Origin of the sequence: Microvirga vignae, from assembly GCF_001017175.1 — a bacterium.
Taxonomy (GTDB): domain Bacteria; phylum Pseudomonadota; class Alphaproteobacteria; order Rhizobiales; family Beijerinckiaceae; genus Microvirga; species Microvirga vignae.
This window is the reverse complement of the sequence record NZ_LCYG01000015.1, coordinates 70,849-91,141: the sequence shown is the minus strand read 5'-3', so window position 1 is coordinate 91,141 and position 20,293 is coordinate 70,849. Positions and strand designations below refer to the sequence as shown.

Genomic DNA, 20,293 nt, shown 5'->3' with positions numbered 1-20,293 from the left:
GGAGCGCATCGTTCATGACGGAAAACCGGGACCACTTTTCCGCACGATGTGCTCGAGGACAGCATGGCAGGAGCGGCACGTCCCATGAATGACCACAGCCTCATCATCGGACTCGAAAGCCGGCTTCTGAACGCCTGGCCGTCGTTCGACTATCAAGCCTATGACGGCTGGATCCTGCGTCTTGCCAACGGCTATTCCAAGCGTGCCAATTCCGCGACGCCCTTCCTGCCGAACGCATCTCTCGATGAAGAGCTCATCGACTACATGGTCGCCCGCTTCGTCGAGGCGAATGTGCGCCCGACTTTCCGCCTGAACGGGCTGCAGACTGCGGATGTGGACGAGCGCCTGAAGATGCGCGGCTTCAGGGATATCGAACCGACGCATGTGCTCGTTGTGCCGATCAAGACCGGCGACTGCGAAGTCGATCCTGAGATCACCCTGGAGCCGCATGCCTCCAAGCGTTGGGTGCGCGAGGCTGCGGAAGCCTATGGTGGCGACAAGGCCGACGACGCAACCCTGATGCAGATCGTCTCCCGTATCCGCCCGAAAGCGGCTTTCGCCACGCTCAACCTCGACGAGAAGCCGGTGGCCTGGGGCTTGGGCGTCGTCGAGCGAGGCTATGTCGGGCTCTATGACATCGTGGTGTTGCCCGATCTGCGCGGCATCGGCCTTGGCCGTCGCGTCGTCGCAAGCCTCATGGCCTGGGGCTGTCAGGAGGGCGCGCATAGCGCCTATCTCCAGGTGCGTGAAGAGAACGAGGTCGCGCTCTCGCTTTATAAGACGGTCGGTTTCGAGACGGCTTATCGCTACACCCACCGGGTCATGCCCGGACGGTCCGCTTAGGGGTGAGCGTCGCCACCAGGGCGCCCGCGACGATGAGGCCGCAGGAGAGCGCGAGCGTCAGCGTCGGTTCCGCATAGCCGGCGAGCACGAGCAGAAGCGTCGAGAGCACGGGTGCCGCATAAGATGCGACGCCGAGAAGGCGGATGTCGCCGCGCTTCATGCCGATGTCCCAGACATAGAAAGCCGCACCCACGGGGCCCAGGCCCAGCGCGAGAACGGCCAGCCATTGCGTCGTCGTCTCCGGCCACACCGTGGTCTCGAAGGCGAAGTGGCAGACCCCGCTCAACAGCGACGTCATGAGGCAGAAACCGGCCACCGCATCGGTCGGCACCTGGCCGAAGCGCCGCGAGAGTACGGAGTAGGCCCCCCAGACGAAGGCGGCGACGAAGGCACACAGATAGCCGGGCAGGTACTCTGCCCGTGCATCGAATCCGCCGCGCCCGGCGATCAGCACAACGACGCCCGCAAATCCCAGAAGCGCGCCGACCAGATGCGCGCGGCGCAAATGCTCACCTGGAAGCAGTGACGAGAACAGCACGATCAGAAGCGGCCAGAGATAATTGATGAGCCCCGATTCAGCCGGTGGCGCCCAGCGCAGGGCCGCGAAATAAAGCGCGTGATAGCCGAAGAGGCCGCCGATCCCCAGCGCCCAGACGACAGGCTTCTGGCGCAGCGCCCCGATGCCTTCGGGGCGTGCGATCCAGCTCACCATGCCCACAAGCCCGCCGACGAGGAAGGTCATGGCGTTGAGCTGGAATGGGGGGATCCTGCCCGTGGCCGCCGTGAACAGGGCCAGCAGGGACCAGAACAGGATGGCGGTGAGGCCGATGGTGGTGGCGGTGCGAGGCGTCATGATGCCCGCCACCTAGCACGAGACACCCGCGAAAGCGAAGCGCGGGTGAGGGCCTGCGTTTGATCCGGATCACCGCTGTGCCGCCTCCGGAGTGACGCATCACCCTCGACGCTCTCTCCGTCATCCCTGGCCTTGTGCCGGTGATCCACGTCTTTCTGGCGCGGCGCTTCCAAGACGTGGATGGCCGGGTCTGATCCCCGGATCAAGTCCGGGGGACGGCCATGACGAGGAAGTAGTGGCTGCGAGGCCGCAAAGCAGCATGGCGCTGACAGCCCTCCTCCCCACAGGGGGAAGACACGCCCACAGGGGGAAGACACGTGCTCTCTGGAGAAACCGGCGCTCAGGATAAGGGGAGCGCTTTGTCAGACAATCCTAATAGGTCGTGCGCCCGCCGCTGAGATCGAAGGTTGCTGCCGTCGTGAAGGAGTTCTCCTCGGAGAGCAGCCAAGCCACCATGGCGGCGATCTCGTGCAGTTCGACGAAGCGGTCCCTCGGAATGCGCACACGCATATATTCGATGAAATCCGGTGTCAGCGTGTCGAGAATCTTGGTCTTGGCAGTGGTAGGCGTGATGCAGTTGACGGCGATTCCCGTCTTCGCGAGCTCCTTGCCGAGCGACTTGGTGAGACCGATCACGCCCGCCTTTGCGGCGCTGTAGGCGGCAAGATTGGGATTGCCCTCCTTGCCGGCGACCGACGCGATGTTGACGATACGGCCGTAATTGTTCTCCTGCATGATCGGCACGATGGAGCGACAGCAGTTGAAGGTGCCCGTCAGGTTGACCTCGACCACGCTGCGCCATTCCTCGGCCGAGTATTCTGCCAGGGGTTTCACCGGGCCCGTGATCCCGGCTCCGTTCACCAGCCCGTCGATGCGGTCGAAGGCGGCGCGGGTTTGCTGCGTGGCATGCTCGACGGACAAGGTGTCCGCCACGTCGACGCTCAGCCCGATGCAATCCTTGGAAAGCGTGGCGGCACTCGCCTCGGCCTCCTCAAGATGCAGATCCCAGATGGCGACCCTCGCGCCCGACTGAACGAGCCGCTCGCCGATGGCGTAGCCGATACCGCGGGCCCCGCCCGTGATGACCACGGTCCGGCCTGTCATGTCGATCCGATTCATCGATGGGTTCCTTGATGGAGCGAGGTGGGGGTGCATGCACGGCCCCGGACAGGTGCGAGAGTTCTGTCCGGGGCGCAAGCTCCATCAGGCCATGTACTGGCCGCCGTTGACGGACAGGGTCGATCCGGTCACGAAGCCTGCGTCGTCGCTGGCGAGGAACAGCACGCTGCGGGCGATCTCCTCCGCCTCGCCGAGGCGGCCTACCGGAATGAGCGGCAGGATCTTGGATTTCAGCACCTCTTCCGGCACGGCTTTCACCATCTCGGTGGCGATGTAGCCGGGTGCGATCACGTTGACGGTGACGCCCTTGTTCGCGTTCTCCTGCGCGAGCGCCTTGGCGAAGCCGATCACGCCTGCCTTCGCGGCCGAATAGTTCGCCTGTCCCATCTGGCCCTTCTGGCCGTTGATGGAGGAAATGATGATGATGCGCCCGAAGCCGCGTTCGCGCATGCCCTCGATCACGGGACGCGTGCAGGTGAACATCGAATCGAGGTTGGTGCGGATGACGGCCGACCATTGATCGAAGGTCATCCTGTGGAACATGCCGTCACGGGTGATGCCCGCGTTGTTGACGAGGATGTCGACCGGGCCGAGTTCGGCTTCCACCGCCTTGATGCCGCTCTCGCAGGATGCCGCATCGGAAACGTCGAACTTGAAGACCGGAATGCCGGTCTCCGCCTTGAACTGGTTGGCGGCTTCGTCATTGCCGCCGTAATTCGCGGCAACTTTGTAGCCTGCTTCTTTCAAGCCTTTTGAGATCGCGGCGCCGATGCCGCGAGTGCCTCCGGTGACCAATGCAACGCGCGCCATGCTGTTTCCTTCCTCAAGCGTTTCCTTGGCGGATCTCGGGTGAATCCGTTCGTGAGGTGGAGTGCCGTTGGCCGGCAACTTCCAGTCACAGCTTATTACATGTGGCGCGGTGGGGAAGGGTGTAGGCCCGTTATTTCACTTAGGCCTTTTGGCCTAACAAAAACGGCTTGCACCTTTTGAGGTGCAAGCCGTTCCGATGATCAGCTCAGTGCAGAAAGGACGCTGCAGAAGCTTCCAGAGCATCGAACGTGAAAAGTGGAATCCACTTTTGGGTCCGATGCTCCCTTTTTAAACAACACATCGTTGGGCGCGGAAAACCGGATCCCCTTTTCCCTGACGTGGCCCTTCGGGTCGCTGACGCGGACCTCCGGTTCCGCACGGATGCGTCAGCGCTCCAGGCACATGGCGACGCCCATGCCGCCGCCGATGCAGAGCGTGGCGAGGCCCTTCTTGGCGTTGCGGCGGCCCATCTCATGCAGCAGGGTCACGAGCACGCGCGCGCCAGAGGCGCCGATCGGGTGACCGATGGCGATCGCGCCACCGTTCACGTTCACGATGGACGGATCCCAGCCCATGTCCTTGTTGACTGCGAGCGCCTGAGCCGCGAAGGCCTCGTTCGCTTCCACGAGCTCGAGGTCCTGCACCTTCCAGCCGGCCTTCTCCAGCGCCTTGCGCGAGGACGGGATCGGGCCTGTGCCCATGATGGCCGGGTCGACGCCGGCCGTCGCCCAGGAGGCGATGCGGGCAAGAGGAGTCAGACCGCGCTTCTGCGCTTCGGCTTCCGTCATCAGCACGATGGCGGCGGCACCGTCATTGATGCCCGAGGCGTTGCCGGCGGTCACCGTGCCGTCCTTCGAGAAGGCGGGCTTCAGCTTGGCGAGCGCCTCGAGGGTCGTTCCGGCGCGGATGTATTCGTCCTGATCCACCACGATGTCGCCCTTGCGGGTCGAGATGGTCACGGGCGTGATCTCGTCCTTGAAGCGGCCTTCCTTCTGTGCAGCCTCGGCCTTGTTCTGGGAGGAGGTCGCGAACTGGTCCTGCTCCTCGCGGGTCAGCTGCCAGCGCTGCGCCACGTTCTCGGCGGTGTTGCCCATGTGGTAGCCGTTGAAGGCATCCATCAGGCCGTCCTTGAGCATGGTGTCCACGAGCTTGAAGTCGCCCATCTTGGTACCGGCGCGCATATAGGCGGCATGCGGGGCGAGCGACATGGATTCCTGGCCGCCGGCCACGATGACGCTGGCATCGCCGTTGGCGATCTGCTGCATGCCGATGGCCACCGTGCGAAGGCCCGAGCCACAGAGCTGGTTGAGACCCCAGGCGGTCTTTTCCTGCGGAACGCCCGCGGCCAGGGCCGCTTGACGGGCCGGGTTCTGGCCCTGACCTGCGGTGAGGATCTGGCCGAGGATCACCTCGTCCACCTCTTCGCCGCTCACCTTGGCGCGCTCCAGCGCCGCCTTGATGGCGATGGCGCCCAGATCATGGGCCGGGGTGTTGGCGAAAGCGCCGTTGAAGGAGCCGACCGGCGTGCGCGCGGCGCCGACAATGACGATGCTGTCTTGGGCCATTTCTCTCTCCTATGAGTCGCTGTTCAAAAGATAGTGCTGGTTCGATCAAAGCCCCAGACGGTGCGATGTCAAGGACAGGATAGGACAAGCGGGCTGTGAGTCCCTTAGACTTTTGGCGCTTTGATCGTGGAGCATAAGGCTTATAATCGTTTAAGGCCGCTGAGATCCCGTTGGGAGCATCGGCCACCGGTTTTCAGGAGCGTATCGGGTCCACATGGCGACGGAAAAACAGCCGACTGTCATCAAGAAATATGCCAACCGCCGCCTCTATCATACCGGCACCTCGACCTATGTGACGCTGGAAGATCTGGCCGGCATGGTCCGCCAGGGTGAGGATTTCGTGGTCTACGACGCGAAGTCGGGCGAGGACATCACCCGCAGCGTTCTGACTCAGATCATCTTCGAGCAGGAGAACAAGGAGGGGCAGAACCTTCTGCCCGTGACGGTGCTTCGCCAGCTCATCCGGTTCTACGGCGACAGCATGCAGGCCCTGGTGCCGAGCTATCTCGAATTTTCCATGAACAACCTGTCCCAGGAGCAGCAGAAGCTCCGGGAGCAGATGGCCCAGGCCTTCGGCCCTTCGGCGTTCCAGGCCATGGAGGAGCAGGTGCGCAAGAACATGAGCTTCTTCACCGAAGCCATGCGCATGTTCGCGCCGTTCCCTCAGGGAGGGACCGGCGCTCCCGCGCCGAAGGCTCCACCTCAGGCCGAGGAGCCCAGCGACCTTGACACCCTCAAGCGTCAGATGGCCGACATGCAGGCCAAGCTCGACAAGCTGGCGAACAAGTAAAGAGCCTCTGTGCCAGAGCATCGGACCCAAAAGCGGATTCCGCTTTTGGGTCCGATGCTTCTCTTTAACTGGCGCATCGTCGATCGCGGAAAACCGCGTCCCCTTTTCGCTGACGTGGCCCTTCGGGTCGATGACGCGGACCTCTGGTTTCGCACGATGCGCTAGGTCGTCATGGCCTTCCACCGTCATGGACGCACTTGGTTTACGGCCATCCACGTCTTCAACCCGGTGCGGGTCCCAAGACGTCGATCGCCGGCGCAAGGCCGGGATGACGTTCGAGAGGCTGCAGCAAGGTTCTCTGCGCTCTTACGCGCTGGCCTTCTTCAGCATCTGCTGCAGGTTCTGCGGCTGCACGACAGCTTCCGGCTCGCCGAACAGAGCGCCTTCCAGGTAATCCACGCCCCAGGCGGTCAGCAGCCGCGCGCTTGCATCGTCGTCCACCCATTCGGCAGCGATGGCGATACCCATGGTCTGGGCCCGGTCCACGAGAGCGCGCACGAACAGGCGATCATCCGTCGAGCGCTTGAGAGGTTGGATGAAGACGCCGTCGATCTTGAGCATGTCGAAGGGCATGTGGCGCAGAGATGCCGGCGAGACATGCCCGAGGCCGAAGCCGGACAGCGACAGGCCGATGCCGATGGCCTTCATGGCATGGAGGCGTCCGACAACCGGCGGGTCCTTGGCCAGCACAACCTCCGGCACCTCGATCACGAGGCGCGACTCGATACCGGGCCGCGCGCCGAGATGGGCGGCGAGCATCGGCAGCCATTCCGCATCCTTCAAGGTTGCGGGGGAGACCGGCAGGGCGAGGCGCTCCTGGCGGTGGCGGGCGAGGTAATCCGCCGCCAGTTCCAGCATGCGTCCGTCCACGAGGAGGCTCAGGTTCGCATCGTCCAGAGCCGGAAGGGGGCCCAGAGGGATCATCCGTCCATCCTGGCCGGTCAGGGCAGCCACGGCCTGCATCAGAACGGGCCCGCGATTGTAGGCATCGACCACGGGTCGGCAGGCCAGGGTCAGGCTGCGGTCGTTGAGCGCGGCCACCACGTCGAAGGGGGCCTTCTCGGCCGCTGCGGAACGGGGCGTGGGCCGGGAATCGTAGAGCTTGAAGGACTCATGGCCCGCAAGCGCAGCCTCGAGGGCCTGCTCGGCAAAGCGCAAAAGCTTGGCGGCCTTGAACGTATGGTCCGGCGCGCAGGCGGCGGCGAGAGTCAGCCGGCCTGGGCAATCCTTCAGGAAGCCCGTCACCCGCTTCATGGCGCTCGCGGCCTCCGAGGCTGGGCAGCCGGTCAGGGTCAGGGTGAATCGGCTCGGGCTCAAGGCCCCGAAATGGTCGTGCCGCCGCATCATCGGGCGGAGTTTGCGGGCGATGACATCGAGCGCATCCGCATCGTCCCCGTCGAGAGAGCCGGCGATCAGGGTGCAGGTCTGGGAGAGGCGAAGGGCCTCGTTGATGCCGTTCTGGATCTGCCGCAGCAGACCGGACCGGGCCTGGATCCGGGCGGGCAACGCTTGGGGGGGCAGGCCCCGATCGGCGCGTAGCAGGCCGCGGAGGAAAGCGGGGCGGCCGTGGATATCAGGCTGCCAGCGGCCCGCATCCTCCACCATGAGAATCTGATCGGGCCCGAGGCGCAGGGCATAGCGGGTCTCGAAGCCGCCGTCGCCTTCAGCGGCGATCGCCTCGAGGCGGGAGGCGCCGCTTCCCGGCTCGACGAGCTGGGCGAAGGCTTTGCCTGTTCGCGGCAGATCGCGGGCCGAAAGGCCCAGCAGAGCCGCAGCATGGGGGCTCCAGGTCAGGGCATCGGATAAAATGTCCCAGGAATAGGCGGCGCCGGAATGGGAGGTCGGAGAGGCCTCAGGGCCTTGGCGCTTGCGCGGCGTCCGGGGTGTTCCTTCGAAAATCCCCGCCCGGCCCGGCCGCTTCGTCGCCATCACTCTCACCCTCGGATACGCAAAACACGGTGGGGGCGGGAGGCGCATGATGCGCCGGAAGGCTCCGGCCCCGTTCAAAATCGAGGCTCAAGGATCGGCCTTCAGGCTTAACGAACTGTAAAAGCGTAAGGAAAATCAGGGGTTTTGGGGATTGCGGGCATAAAAAAACCGGCGCATCGCGCGCCGGTTTTTTATTTCGCATGCCGCGTAAAACTTACGCTTCAGCCTTCACCTTCAGAACCTGACGGCCACGGTACATGCCGGACTTCAGGTCGATGTGGTGAGGACGGCGAAGCTCGCCGGAATCCTTGTCCTCGATGTAGGTCGGGGCCTTCAAGGCATCGGCGGAGCGACGCATGCCACGCCGCGAGGGCGACGTTTTTCTCTTAGGAACGGCCATTTCTCGTCTCCGGTCAAAAAGCGGAGCGCCCGCTCAACCGGGGAACGCTCACATCTCAAACTTGATGAGGTTGCGCCTCATACAAGGTCTTCGAGGAAATATCTAGCCCTTTCCTGCACCAAAAGGGTTTTTCGTGGCCGCAGGTCAGGGCTTCAGGCATTCGCTGTAAGGGGCAGCCCCTGCCATCCGCGCCTGAAGCTGGCCAGCCAGACCACTCAGACGGGCGGTCGGCCGGGCCGGATTGCGCCTGAGCGGGTTGGGGAGCGCCCGGGCAAGCAGAGCCGCCTCCCGGCGGGTCAGGTTCCTGGCCGATTTCCGGAAGTATTTCTGTGCCGCAGCCTCGGCCCCGAAGACTCCTTCGCCCCATTCGGCAATGTTCAGGTAGACCTCCATCATCTGCCGCTTGGACCAGATCAGGTCGAGATAGAGGGCGACGGGGATCTCCAGCCCTTTGCGGATGTAGGAGCGGCTCGGGGTGAGAAACAGGTTCTTGGCCACCTGCATGGGAATGGTCGAGGCCCCGCGCGTCGGCCCGTCCTCGTCGGCCTCCTCCACCACCTCGCGCAGGGCGGTCCAGTCGACGCCGCTGTGCTCGCAGAACCGGCTGTCCTCCGAGGTCATGACCGCGAGCGGCAGGTGAGGGGAGATCTCGTCAAGGGGCACGTAGTCCCGTTCCACGCCCTGGAGGGAAAGCCAGCGACCGAGCATGAGGGTCGAGACCGGGGGCACGACCCAGTACAAAAGCCCTAGCCAAATGACGGCGCCAACCCATAAGAGAATGGCGCCAAGGCCGATCTGGGCGAGACGGCGGAAGAAGCGGGCAGCCGTCATCGGCTCGCGCGCACGCTCCCACCGCAGCGTCCATCGCCGGCCCGTTCGTCCACCAACATTCTCCTCGGAGGGAGCGGCTGCCCCTTCCGAATTCGGGCTCATCATGACGCCATCCACCAGCACTTTCAGCGCGCGACTCGACGAGGCCGCAAGGCTTGTCGAAGCCAGTCTCGAAGCCTTGCTAGCAGACAATCTCCGCCACGGCGAGATTGCCCGGCCCGCCCGGCTCATGGAAGCCATGCGGCATGCTGCACTCGGAGGCGGCAAGCGATTGAGGCCTTTCCTCACCATCGAGGCGGCCCGCCTCTTCGGCGTCGAGGGGCAGGGCCCGTTGCGGGCAGGTTCGGCCGTCGAGCTCCTGCATTGCTATTCCCTGGTGCATGACGATCTGCCCTCCATGGATGACGACGATCTGCGCCGGGGCCGTCCTACGGTGCACAGGGCCTATGACGAGGCGACTGCGATCCTCGTGGGCGATGCCCTGCAGACGCTGGCCTTCGAGGTGCTCGCAGATCCTGAAACCGATCCGGATCCTGCCGTACGCTCCGATCTCGTGCTGGGGCTTGCCCGCGCTTCCGGCCTCGGCGGCATGGTGGGCGGGCAGCTGCTCGATCTCTCGGCGGAGGGCCGCTATGGCGCTGTGACCATGAGTGAAGCGGCGGTGCGCCAGCTTCAGATGATGAAGACGGGCGCGATCCTCACCTTCGCGGTGGAAGCCGGCGCGATCCTTGGAAAAGCCGATGCGGGCGCGCGCCGAAGTCTCATGGAGTACGGGCGCGCTCTCGGTGCTGCTTTCCAGGTGGCCGATGACATCCTCGACCGCGAGGCAACGCCTGAGGCGCTCGGCAAGCGCACGGGCAAGGATCAGGAAAAAGGCAAGGCGACGCTGGTCGATCTGCTCGGACTCGATGGCGCCAAGCGCGAATCCCGTCAGCTCGTCGAGAAGGCGGATGCAGCGCTCGAGGGTTTCGGCGACAGGGCGCAGACCTTGCGCGAGGCGGTTCGCTTCGTCGTCGAGCGGGAGGTTTGAGGCTCCCGTTTCTTCTCTGACCCTTGTGGCGAGGGCCAGGGTGGAAGACGTGGATGGCCGGACCAAGTCCGGGCATGACGGTACGGAGTATGATTCTCACTCGTCCGGACGGCGGAACACGCCTCGGATCACATGCACACGCCCGATCAGCTCCGGCGGAGGATTGGCCCAGTCGAGCTCCTGCGGCTTTCGGCCGTGCCGATAGATCATCCAGCGGCCCTGTTCATCCTGGTACACGCCGTCAATCAGGCGCCCGCGCCAGTGGCGGCGGGAGATGAGCGCGAGGCTCTCGGTCAGGCCGCGCAGCGCCAGCCAGGTGAGACCGAGCAGGGTCAGCGGCACCATGACAAGCCGCAGCGCCTGGATCAGCTCGGGTGCGGTGTGAAACTTGCTGAGCAGATCGGCCCAAAGGGAATACGGCTGGTCCATCGCAACAACGCCCCCTCAAGGTGAAGCGACCACCAGCAGCGCTGGTGGTCGGGGAGTTGACAAGCCGCCGAAGGACAACCGCGATGACCTTTAGGCTTTCGCCCTGGACATGCGCCATCGCCTCCCCGACCGTAAGGTTGGGAAGGCATCGTTGACGGCCGATACTGGCCGCCTCGTGTCGGGGTTATGAAGCCCCAGAGCCGGATGCGTCCGGCTCCAGGGGCGAGATAACATGCAACAGGGGTGCAGGGTTAATGGGGCTATGGCCCCCCGCGCGTCATGCCCCTCCATCGTCATGGCCGTCCCCGGACTCGATCCGGGGATCAGACCCGGCCATCCACGTCTTGGGAACCACCGCACGAAAAGACGTCATCCCCGGCCTTGTGCCGGGGATGACGTCGAGTGAGTCATTTTTCAGGCACTTGCCTGCCGTGTCTTCAGCCAGCGCGGCAGCTTCATCTCGCTGACGATCACGCCGGCAACGATCAGCGCTGCGCCGATCAGGGCGGCGGCAGGCAACCGCTCGCCATAGAGGCGGCCGACGATCCCGGCCCACACGGGCTCGCCCGCGTAGATCACGGTGGCGCGCGTGGGTGACACCGTCTTCTGCGCCCAGTTCATCGCAAGCTGAATGCCGGCGCTGGCAAGTCCGAGACCGACGGCGCTGAGGATGAGAAGCCATGACGGTTCCGGCAGCGGCTCGCCGAGCGGCGCCATGAGGCCGAAGGCGAGGAGCGACGTCGTCGCGAGCTGCACCACGGTGACGCGACGCGCATCGACCTTTCCTGCGAAACCACCGATGAGAATGATCTCGGCAGAAATCGCGATGGCGCAGAGAAGTGTGAGCAGTTCACCGAGCCCAAGACCGATGGAGGTTCCATCAGGACCCGCCAGCAGCGCAAGTCCGACAAAGGCAAAGGCGATGCCCGTCCAGGCCATGATGCTCGGCGGCTTCTTCAGCACCAGCCATTGCAGCAGCGGCACGATGGGCACATAGAGCGCCGTGATGAAGGCCGATTTGCTGCTGGGGATGTGTTGCAGTCCGTATGTTTGCAGCGCGTAGCCGAAGAAGATCGCAATGCCGATCATCACGCCCGCCTTGATCTCCTTCCACGTCAGCCCGCGCAACACCGGCGCGGCGACGAGCGCCATCATCAGGGCGGCGGTGCCGAAGCGAAGACCCACGAAGAACAGCGGACCGCTGACGCTCAGCGCGGTCTGGACGGTGAGGAAGGTCGCGCCCCAGATCATCGTCACGAACACCAGCACAGCCTCGCTGCGGCTGAGAGTGAAGGGGGAGACGGACGAAGAAGGGGCGGTGCTCAAGAGAGATGTCCTCGACGGAATGCGCGTCGGTTAGGGGCAATCGCATTCCCGGTCAAGCAAGCTGCGAGGCATGCCGGGATCAGCGCGCCTGCGTGGACACCCAGAAGGAGAGCTTCCGGTGGCCCGGTCGCGTGAGGTGCGGGAAGGTGCCATCCGGAATGCCGCCATTGGCGAGGATCACCTTGCGAGAGCCTTCGTTATCATCGTCGCAGGTGATCTGAACCCGCGCGAAACCCTCGTCATAAGCAACAAAGAGAATCTGTCGCAGAGCCTCGGTCGCATAGCCGCGACGACGTTTCCAGGGCACGACGGAATAGCCGATATGGCCGTAGGACGTCGGCTTGAGCTCCTTCACGCCTCGTTCGAAGCGGAAGCTGATCCGCCCGCAGAGTTCGCCGTCGCTGATCCAGAAATCATGCGCAGGCAATCGCGGCACTTCGCGCCCGTCGGGCCGACGGACGGTTGGGCTATCGTAGAGTTTTTCAAGAAAGCGCTCAGGGTCGGCTCTGAGTGCCATCAATTGCTCCGGCCCATTGTTGCTGTCCGCATTGGGAGACCAACCTCGCACGAGCGCCTGTTCATAGGCCGGCAACCATTCGAGGCACGGACGGAGGAGCGTGATCGTCATGCCGGGAAGCTGCCACTCCGGAGATGGAATGGCAACTTGCAAGCGTTACACGGTGACCTGCGTGCCCACTTCCACCACGCGCCCCGTGGGGATCTGGAAGAAGTCCGTGGCGTCGCTCGCCGACTTGGCGAGGCTGATGAACACCTTGTCCTGCCAGAGCGGCATGCCGGATTGGCTGGCCGGGCGGATCGAGCGCCGCGAGAGGAAGAACGACGTGGCCATGATGTCGAACTTGAAGCCCTGCTTGCGCAGGATTGCGAGACCGCGCGGGATGTTGGGCGTTTCCATGTAGCCGTAGCTCAGGCGGATGCGCCAGAACGAGTCGCCCACATGCTCGATGGCGACACGGTCGTCGTCCTCCACGCGCGGAATGTCCTCGCTGCGCACGGTCAGGATCACGTTCTTCTCGTGCAGCACCTTGTTGTGCTTGAGGTTGTGCAGAAGGGCTGCGGGTGCGGTGTCGGGATCGCTCGTGAGGAAGACGGCGGTGCCCTTGACCCGGTGCGGCGGGCTCTTTTCGAGCATCTGCACCAGCTCGAGCAGCGGCACGTCGATCTTGCGGGTCTTCTCGAAGAGGATGTTCGTGCCCTTCACCCAGGTCCACATGGTGACGATGAGAACCGAAGCGAGGATCACCGGCACATAGCCGCCCGTGAACAGCTTCAGCAGGTTGGCGCCGAAGAAGGCGAGATCGATGAAGAGGAAGGGCAGCATCATCGCGAGCGTCAGGCCGAGCGACCAGCGCCAGCCCTTCCAGATCACGATGATGGCGAGGATCGCATCCACCGACATCGAACCGAACACGGACACGCCGTAAGCGTGCGACAGGTTGCTCGACGAGCCGAAGATCAGGACGAGAACGATGACGCCGAACAACAGCATCCAGTTGACGCGCGGAAGATAGATCTGGCCCTGATGCGTTTCCGACGTGAAGCGGATCTCGAAGCGCGGCAGAAGGCCGAGCTGGATCGCCTGACGGGTGAGTGAGAACGCGCCGGTGATCACGGCCTGGCTCGCGATGATGGTGGCGAGCGTCGCCAGGATGATCATGGGCACCAGCGCCCATTCCGGCACGAGGTGGAAGAGCGGCGACTCGGCCGTTTCGGGATGGGCGAGCACCATCGCGCCCTGGCCGAAGTAATTGATCACGAGCGCGGGGAAGACGAGATAGAGCCATGCGCTGCGGATCGGCTTGGCACCGAAGTGACCGAGATCCGCATAGAGCGCCTCGGCGCCAGTCACCGACAGACAGACGGCGCCCAGAACGGCGAGCGATACGGCCGGATGATTGATGAAGAAGCTGATGCAGTGAAGCGGGTTGATGGCCGTCAGAACCGTGGGATCGTCGGCGATGTGCATCCCGCCTGCGATGGCAAGCGCCGCGAACCACACGAGCATGATGGGGCCGAAGAAGGAGGCGACCTTGCCCGTTCCGCGACTCTGGACGACGAAGAGGGCCGCGAGAATTCCGAGAGTGATCGGCACCACGTAGGATTCGAGATCGGGTGCGACGAGCTTCAGGCCTTCCACTGCGGAGAGAACCGAGATGGCAGGGGTGAGAACCGCGTCGCCATAGAAGAGGCCGGCACCCATGATGCCGAGCGCAAGCACGAGGCCGCCCCTGTGCCGGACGGCGCGCTGCGCCAGGGCGACAAGAGTCAAGGTTCCGCCTTCGCCCTTGTTGTCGGCACGCAGCAGGATCACGACGTATTTGATGGTCACCACCAGAACGAGCGACCACAGGATCAGTGACAGAACACCAAGAATGATGTCTCGCGTGACAGGGGCACCGGCCGCAGCGGCAGCGACGGATTCCTTGAAGGCGTAGAGCGGGCTCGTGCCAATATCACCGAACACGACGCCGATGGCGCCGAGCATGAGCGTCCAAAAGCCCCCGGGGGTATGGGCATGAGCTTCGGGGAGGGTAGCCTCCGGAGCCGCGGAATCGGCGTGCCGGGGAGCGACAGCTTGTTGTTCTGCCATGGGTGCTTTTCTGCTGCGGATAGCCCGCGGACGCCCTTGTTCCAAGTCACTCTGCAATAACGACGAAGGGCGGCCCCTTCTTGAAGGGCGGCCCCTTCTTGAAGGGCGGCCCCTTCTTTAAGTCTCGGACCCAAAAGTGGACACCACTTTTGGGATCCATCCGATGCTCTCTTCCTCAGGGAGCGCATCGTTCGGGGCGGAAAACCGGATCCACTTTTCCGCCCGATGCGCCAATGAGTGCAGCGGCCGTCAGCGCCGGCGCGGCGGCTCATCTAGCATATCGCGCTTGAGCTTAAAACGGAATTTCGATCCGGGTTCCATGCACCTTATTCGGCAGCATCGCGTCCCGGTTGACCATAGGTCTTCTCGATGTAGTCGAGCACGATCTTCTGGAAATCCTGGGCGAGCGTCGGACCGCGTAACGTCATAGCTTTCCTTCCGTCGATGAAGACGGGCGCGGCTGGCTGCTCGCCCGTACCGGGCAGTGAAATGCCGATATTGGCGTGCTTCGACTCGCCGGGACCGTTCACGATGCAGCCCATCACGGCCACGTTCAGGTTCTCGACGCCGGGATAGATGCGCCGCCACTCGGGCATGGAGGTGGAAATCCAGTTCTGGATATCCCGCGCGAGCTCCTGGAACACGGACGACGTCGTGCGCCCGCAGCCCGGACAGGCCGCGACCAGCGGCACGAAGGTGCGAAAACCCATGGTCTGGAGCAATTCCTGCGCCGTCTTCACCTCGAGCGTGCGGTCGCCGCCCGGCTCGGGCGTGAGGGAATAACGGATCGTGTCGCCGATGCCCTGCTGCAGCAGGATGCCGATGGCAGCGGAAGAGGCCACGATACCCTTCGTCCCCATGCCGGCTTCGGTGAGGCCCAGATGAATCGCGTAATCGGAACGGCGGGCCAGTTCCTGATAGACGGCGATCAGGTCCTGCACCGCCGAGACCTTGGCGGACAGAATGATGCGGTCCTTGCCCAGACCGATCTCCTCCGCGCGGGCCGCGGAGAGTAGGGCGGACTGGATCATCGCCTCGCGCGTCACCCAGCGCATGTCGCGCGGGTTCGCGGAAGCCGCGTTCTCGTTCATCAGGTGGGTGAGAAGCTCCTGGTCGAGAGAACCCCAGTTCGCACCGATGCGCACGGCCTTGCCGTGCCTGATTGCCATTTCGACGATTGTCCCGAACTGACGGTCCTTCTTCTCCTTGAAGCCCACATTGCCGGGATTGATGCGGTACTTGTCGAGGGCTTCCGCACAGGCCGGATGATCGGCCAGCAGCTGGTGGCCGATATAGTGGAAATCGCCCACGAGCGGCACGGTCACGCCCAGGCGGTCGAGGCGCTCGCGGATCTTCGGCACCGCCGCCGCCGCCTCGTCCCGATCCACCGTGATGCGCACGAGTTCCGAACCGGCCCTGCTGAGCGCCGCCACCTGGGCGACGGTGGAATCCACATCCGCCGTATCCGTGTTGGTCATCGACTGGACGACGATCGGTGCGCCGCCGCCGACCGTCACGGAGCCGACCCGCACGCCCATTGTGCGGTGGCGCGGGGCGGGGCCTGCGAGGGGAGCGGCTTCAGGGGAAGGGGACATCAAGGACATGCTGCAATCCACGGCGGCCGTTCGGGATCAGGCCGTCGCCGTTTAGCTGATGCCAAAAGCCCTTCGCGTCAAGCGCGGCATGATCAGCAGGCCTGCAGAGGCGGGGAAGGGGATCCGCTCACAACCACAATGCTATGGATTTCCTCCCCTCCGCTGACGCTCCGGCCGGGAGCGACATCCGCCCCGTCATCCCCGGCCTTGGGCCGGGGATCCACGTCTTCCGCCGCGACGGTTGCCAAAGACGTGGATGGCCGGGACTGATCCCGAATCGAGTCCGGGGACGGCCATGACGGGAAGGAGCAGCGCTCCGGCCGAGGATGGTTACCCGTCCCGGAATCGCCAGACGCTGGTTTTCTTGATCTCGGCATCCTCGAGGGTCCGCGTGACCGGAACCTCGTAGACCTCGAGCCTTTCGAGCCGCTCCTTGGGAAGGTAGCTGCGGCCCGGATCGCCGATGAGAACGGTGGCGCCCTTCCGGCTCAAGGCGAACAGCCAATCCGTGACCCGTTCCGCGAGATCGCGCTCGTAGCAGATGTCGCCCGCCAGAACGGTGTCCCATCCCTGATCCTGCCCGATCAGATCCGTCTGAACGGGCGTGACGGTGACGCTGTTCGCCTCGGCGTTGAGCTGGATTGCGGCGATGGCGAAGCTGTCGATATCGCAGGCGATGACCTCGGCGGCGCCCGCCCTCATGGCCGCGATCGCCACGAGGCCCGAGCCTGATGCGAAGTCGAGAATGCGTCGTCCGCGCACGGTTTCGGGATGGTCGAGGATGTAGCGGGCCAGTGCCTGTCCGCCGGCCCAGGCGAAGGCCCAGAAGGGCGGAGGCAGGCCGATCTCGCCCAATTCCTCCTCCGTACGGTGCCACAGCTCCGTCGCCTCGTCGGCCACGTAGAGCGAGAGTTCCGGCGTGTGAGGTACGGGCAGAAGCCGTGTTTCGGCGCGGATGAAGGCGAAAGAATCCGTGATCATGAGCTCAGCATCGAGGCGTAAAGCCGTTTGACGCTTTCCATCACATCCCGTTCCGTGAAGCCATCGAGAACGCGGGTGCGCGCCGCCTCGCCCATGCGTGCGGCGAGTGCCGGATCGTTGGCGAGGGACAGAAAGGCTTCGCTCAGCGCCGTCGCATCATTGGGCGCGACGACGAAACCCTCCACGCCGTTGCGCACCAGGGTGCGGCAGCCGGGGACATCGGTGGTGACGATGGCCCGGCCGCAAGCGGCCGCTTCGAGGAGCATGCGAGGCAGGCCCTCGCCGCCTCGGGAGGGCAGGCAGGCGACGTGGTGATCGCGCCAGACGGCGGAAATGTCCCGCGTCGCGCCATGCCAGGAGACGCCCGGTTCCGCGCTCCAGGCCCTCAGGGTTCCTTCCGGAATGGCCTTCGGATTGGACGGATCGGGCGCGCCATAGAGGGACAGCTCGATGGCCGCTCCCTTCGCTCGGGCCGCGCGCAAAGCCTCGACGGCGAGATCGACGCCTTTCGACCAGAGCATGCGGGCGACGAGGGCAATCTTCAGCGGCGGCTGCGGGGGCAGGGGCGAGGGTTTGAGAGCTTCAGGGTCGATACCCGCGCCTCCGACAACGGTGACGTTGGGGCCGGTCGGATCGAGGCCGAGGAGCCTGGGGTCGTCCGTGTTCTCGAAGAGATAACGGGTCTTCTTCGTTTCGAGGCCGCGGACCAGCAGCCGGACGGCTCGTTGCGACAGGCGTCCGATGTGGTCCGTTCTGGCTCCGAGGAAGCCGAGGCCCGTGAGCGCATAAACCCGGCGGCCGATTCCGGCGAGCGTTGCGGCAAAGCCTCCGACCAGGATGCTCTTCAATGCGATGCAATGGACGATGTCGGCCCTCTCGTCCTTCAGGATCGCGGCGAGCTGGCCTGCGGCATATCCGGCCTTCATGGGATTGATGCTGCGCCGTTCGGCCTCGAGCGGAACCACCCGTGCGCCCGTGGCCTCGATCACCTCCTGATGCGCACGCACGCGGGTGACGACCGCAACCTCGAGCCCCAGCTCGCGCGCGGCCCGCGCCATCGGCAGAAAATGGGAGGCGAAGAACCAGTCCTCGGTGACGATGAAGACGAGCTTGCGGCCTGAGAGGTTGGAAGGATCGGGCAAGGGAAACCTAAAATGAATAAGCCGTGCCGTTCTAACGGTCCGGGCCCTCCGAGGGAACCACCCATTTCGTGAGCCCGTTGCACTCGGCCTGGAAAGGAGGCGCGAATGAGTGAGTGGTTGCCGACGATCCTGGCCACCGTTGCGGGAATTCTCTCGACGGCGAGTTTCGTTCCGCAGGTGCTCAAGGCCTGGCGGGAGCGCGATACGGCGGCGATCTCCAAGCGGATGTACATGGTGACCGTCACCGCCTTCGTTCTATGGTCGACTTACGGCTTTCTTATCGGCGCCATGCCGCTCATCGTCTTCAACCTGCTGAGTCTGGCTTTAAGCGGCGCCATTCTTGCCCTGAAGATCCGTAACGACCGGCAGGACGCCCGCGCGGGAAGAGATGCGTCCGCATCACGCAGGGAACCGGGCATGGCGCAGTCCGGTTGACCTCTGCTTCTCAAGCAAGGCAAACCATGCTGCTGGACCCGAACTCCTCCAACGACACGATCGTCGATCCGCGCGACGCCGCCGAAACGGCGGGGTTGATTTATGTCTCCGACGAGGAGCCCGGCATCCGGCGCAGGAAGTCCGGCAAGGGATTCACCTATCTGCATCCCGACGGGAAGAAGGTCGAGGACAAGGAGACGCTCGATCGCATCAGGTCGCTCGCCATTCCGCCCGCCTATACGGATGTGTGGATCTGCCCCAAGGCGAACGGTCACATCCAGGCGACGGGGCGTGACGTGAAGGGGCGCAAGCAATACCGCTATCACCCTGCTTTCCGCGAAGTGCGGGAGGGCACGAAATACGAGCGCATGCTCGAATTCGCCAAAGGCCTGCCTGAGATCCGCAACACCATCGACGAGCATATGAGCCGGCGTGGCCTGCCGCGCGAGAAGGTGCTGGCGACGGTGGTGCATCTTCTCGAAAACACGCTGATCCGCGTCGGCAACGAAGACTACGCCAAACAGAACAAGAGCTATGGCCTCACCACCTTGCGCGATCCGCATGTGACGGTGGATGGCAGCGAGCTGCGCTTCCAGTTCAAGGGCAAGAGCGGCAAGACCTGGAAACTGCGAGTGAAGGATCGTCGTGTCGCGAAGATCGTGAAGGCCTGCCAGGACCTGCCGGGGCAGGATCTGTTCCAGTATCTGGACGAGAACGGCGAGCAGCAATCGATCACGTCCTCGGACGTGAACGCTTACCTCAAGGAGATCACGGGGCGCGACATCACGGCCAAGGATTTCCGCACCTGGGCGGGCACCGTGCTCGCGGCCCTGGCGCTCGCCGAGTTCGAGCAGTTCGACAGCGAGGCCAAGGCCAAGAAGAACATTCGTGCGGCCATCGAGCAGGTCTCCGCGCGCCTCGGCAACACGCCCACGATCTGTCGCAAGTGCTATGTGCATCCGGAGGTGTTCTCCTGCTATCTCGAAGGCAGCCTGCTTCTCGAGATCAAGGAGGAGATCGAGACCGAGCTGCGCGAGGATCTGCCGTCCCTGAGGCCGGAGGAAGCGGCGGTGCTGACCCTGCTGCAGGAGCGGTTGTCCCGTGAGGTCGAGCAGCAGGCGAAGAAGCCCGCGAAGAGCCGCCGCACGACGGCGGCCAAGAAGCAGGGCACAAGCCAGTCCGAGATGCGCGCGTGACACCTTGACCCTCATCCTTCTCCATGCTCCATCGCATCGGCGAAGGTGAGGATGAGATGGGCCGCTCGATCACAGCACTTGTTGTTCTCATAGGGATGCTGGCCGGCTTGAATGTCGGCGCTTCCGCGCAGGAGCCGAGCTGGCCCGAGGTCAAATGCGCCCGCTATAAGAAAGCCTGGTCCGACGCTCTTGCGCGGACGGGCAGGAAGGGGCTGGGACAGGAATTCCTCGACCGGCACGAAGCCTTCCTGTCCTCCGGCTGCACGACTAAGGCCGATGTGTGTCCCCGGTCCTCTGAGGAACTGGCGCTCGCGAACATGATGGTGGTCGCCGCCATGAATGCCGGAACCGCGAGCACCTTCCCGCCTTTCGCCTGCCGCAAGGAGCGCTAGGCGGAGGGATTCGAAC

20 protein-coding genes are annotated in these 20,293 nt (G+C 64.2%); 6 read left to right on the top strand and 14 right to left on the bottom strand.

Annotation, left to right across the window (positions count from 1 at the left end; all coding sequences use genetic code 11):
* The first annotated feature begins 84 nt into the window (after positions 1 to 84).
* Positions 85 to 843 (top strand): GNAT family N-acetyltransferase, encoded by a 759-nt coding sequence (locus AA309_RS04620; protein WP_160310400.1) that lies wholly within the window; start codon positions 85 to 87, stop codon positions 841 to 843.
* On the opposite strand, the gene yddG is transcribed toward AA309_RS04620, so the two are convergent.
* From yddG to AA309_RS04600, 4 genes are all read right to left on the bottom strand, one after another.
* Entirely contained in the window at positions 821 to 1,696 is an 876-nt protein-coding gene (gene yddG, locus AA309_RS04615; protein ID WP_047187811.1) for an aromatic amino acid exporter YddG, read from the bottom strand. The genes AA309_RS04620 and yddG overlap by 23 nt on opposite strands.
* Positions 1,697 to 2,068: 372 nt before the next feature.
* Positions 2,069 to 2,815, bottom strand: coding sequence for an SDR family NAD(P)-dependent oxidoreductase (locus AA309_RS04610; protein WP_047187810.1), 747 nt, complete (start codon positions 2,813 to 2,815; stop codon positions 2,069 to 2,071).
* Positions 2,816 to 2,899: 84 nt separating this feature from the next.
* Positions 2,900 to 3,625, bottom strand: coding sequence for an acetoacetyl-CoA reductase (gene phbB, locus AA309_RS04605; protein WP_047187809.1), 726 nt, complete (start codon positions 3,623 to 3,625; stop codon positions 2,900 to 2,902).
* Between the two features lie 386 nt (positions 3,626 to 4,011).
* Positions 4,012 to 5,190, bottom strand: a complete 1,179-nt coding sequence (locus AA309_RS04600) for an acetyl-CoA C-acetyltransferase (RefSeq protein WP_047187808.1) — start codon at positions 5,188 to 5,190, stop codon at positions 4,012 to 4,014.
* Between the two features lie 214 nt (positions 5,191 to 5,404).
* Here AA309_RS04600 and phaR point away from each other — a divergent pair, with 214 nt between their 5' ends.
* Positions 5,405 to 5,980: a polyhydroxyalkanoate synthesis repressor PhaR gene (gene phaR, locus AA309_RS04595; protein WP_047187807.1), complete on the top strand. Its 576-nt coding sequence runs from the start codon at positions 5,405 to 5,407 to the stop codon at positions 5,978 to 5,980.
* Positions 5,981 to 6,286: 306 nt separating this feature from the next.
* Here the strand turns inward: phaR and AA309_RS04590 are convergent, their stop codons facing one another.
* The 3 genes from AA309_RS04590 to mtgA all read right to left on the bottom strand — a co-directional run bounded on the left by AA309_RS04590 (position 6,287) and on the right by mtgA (position 9,245).
* Positions 6,287 to 7,909 carry an EAL domain-containing protein gene (locus AA309_RS04590; RefSeq protein ID WP_047187806.1) on the bottom strand — a complete coding sequence of 541 codons (1,623 nt, stop codon included), beginning with the start codon at positions 7,907 to 7,909 and terminating at the stop codon, positions 6,287 to 6,289.
* A gap of 214 nt (positions 7,910 to 8,123) precedes the next feature.
* Positions 8,124 to 8,309: a 50S ribosomal protein L32 gene (rpmF, locus tag AA309_RS04585; RefSeq protein WP_047187805.1), complete on the bottom strand. Its 186-nt coding sequence runs from the start codon at positions 8,307 to 8,309 to the stop codon at positions 8,124 to 8,126.
* A gap of 144 nt (positions 8,310 to 8,453) precedes the next feature.
* Positions 8,454 to 9,245, bottom strand: coding sequence for a monofunctional biosynthetic peptidoglycan transglycosylase (gene mtgA, locus AA309_RS04580; protein WP_425286851.1), 792 nt, complete (start codon positions 9,243 to 9,245; stop codon positions 8,454 to 8,456).
* On the opposite strand from mtgA, the gene AA309_RS04575 reads away from it, so the two are divergent.
* A complete protein-coding gene (locus tag AA309_RS04575; RefSeq protein ID WP_047187804.1) occupies positions 9,244 to 10,170 on the top strand; it encodes a polyprenyl synthetase family protein in 927 nt (308 codons plus the stop codon). The genes mtgA and AA309_RS04575 overlap by 2 nt on opposite strands.
* Before the next feature lie 96 nt (positions 10,171 to 10,266).
* Here the strand turns inward: AA309_RS04575 and AA309_RS04570 are convergent, their stop codons facing one another.
* The 7 genes from AA309_RS04570 to AA309_RS04540 all read right to left on the bottom strand — a co-directional run bounded on the left by AA309_RS04570 (position 10,267) and on the right by AA309_RS04540 (position 18,254).
* Positions 10,267 to 10,599 (bottom strand): hypothetical protein, encoded by a 333-nt coding sequence (locus AA309_RS04570; protein ID WP_047187803.1) that lies wholly within the window; start codon positions 10,597 to 10,599, stop codon positions 10,267 to 10,269.
* 414 nt (positions 10,600 to 11,013) lie between these two features.
* Positions 11,014 to 11,925: a DMT family transporter gene (locus tag AA309_RS04565; protein WP_052954478.1), complete on the bottom strand. Its 912-nt coding sequence runs from the start codon at positions 11,923 to 11,925 to the stop codon at positions 11,014 to 11,016.
* A 79-nt stretch (positions 11,926 to 12,004) separates the two neighbouring features.
* Positions 12,005 to 12,553, bottom strand: a complete 549-nt coding sequence (locus AA309_RS04560; protein ID WP_047187865.1) for a GNAT family N-acetyltransferase — start codon at positions 12,551 to 12,553, stop codon at positions 12,005 to 12,007.
* A gap of 45 nt (positions 12,554 to 12,598) precedes the next feature.
* Positions 12,599 to 14,536 carry a potassium transporter Kup gene (locus tag AA309_RS04555; protein WP_047187802.1) on the bottom strand — a complete coding sequence of 646 codons (1,938 nt, stop codon included), beginning with the start codon at positions 14,534 to 14,536 and terminating at the stop codon, positions 12,599 to 12,601.
* Between the two features lie 326 nt (positions 14,537 to 14,862).
* The gene (gene ispG / locus AA309_RS04550; RefSeq protein WP_425286850.1) at positions 14,863 to 16,131 is read right to left on the bottom strand and encodes a flavodoxin-dependent (E)-4-hydroxy-3-methylbut-2-enyl-diphosphate synthase; all 1,269 of its coding nucleotides are present in this window, start codon (positions 16,129 to 16,131) and stop codon (positions 14,863 to 14,865) included.
* A 330-nt stretch (positions 16,132 to 16,461) separates the two neighbouring features.
* Positions 16,462 to 17,112, bottom strand: coding sequence for a class I SAM-dependent methyltransferase (locus AA309_RS04545; protein WP_047187800.1), 651 nt, complete (start codon positions 17,110 to 17,112; stop codon positions 16,462 to 16,464).
* Positions 17,109 to 18,254 carry a glycosyltransferase family 4 protein gene (locus tag AA309_RS04540; RefSeq protein ID WP_047187799.1) on the bottom strand — a complete coding sequence of 382 codons (1,146 nt, stop codon included), beginning with the start codon at positions 18,252 to 18,254 and terminating at the stop codon, positions 17,109 to 17,111. The genes AA309_RS04545 and AA309_RS04540 overlap by 4 nt, the downstream gene beginning before the upstream one ends.
* A 105-nt stretch (positions 18,255 to 18,359) precedes the next feature.
* On the opposite strand from AA309_RS04540, the gene AA309_RS04535 reads away from it, so the two are divergent.
* The 3 genes from AA309_RS04535 to AA309_RS04525 are packed head-to-tail and all read left to right on the top strand — an operon-like array spanning position 18,360 to position 20,277.
* The gene (locus tag AA309_RS04535; RefSeq protein ID WP_047187798.1) at positions 18,360 to 18,689 is read left to right on the top strand and encodes a SemiSWEET family sugar transporter; all 330 of its coding nucleotides are present in this window, start codon (positions 18,360 to 18,362) and stop codon (positions 18,687 to 18,689) included.
* A gap of 26 nt (positions 18,690 to 18,715) precedes the next feature.
* The gene (locus AA309_RS04530; RefSeq protein WP_047187797.1) at positions 18,716 to 19,885 is read left to right on the top strand and encodes a DNA topoisomerase IB; all 1,170 of its coding nucleotides are present in this window, start codon (positions 18,716 to 18,718) and stop codon (positions 19,883 to 19,885) included.
* A gap of 23 nt (positions 19,886 to 19,908) precedes the next feature.
* Entirely contained in the window at positions 19,909 to 20,277 is a 369-nt protein-coding gene (locus AA309_RS04525) for a hypothetical protein (protein ID WP_047187796.1), read from the top strand.
* The last annotated feature ends 16 nt before the right edge of the window (positions 20,278 to 20,293 follow it).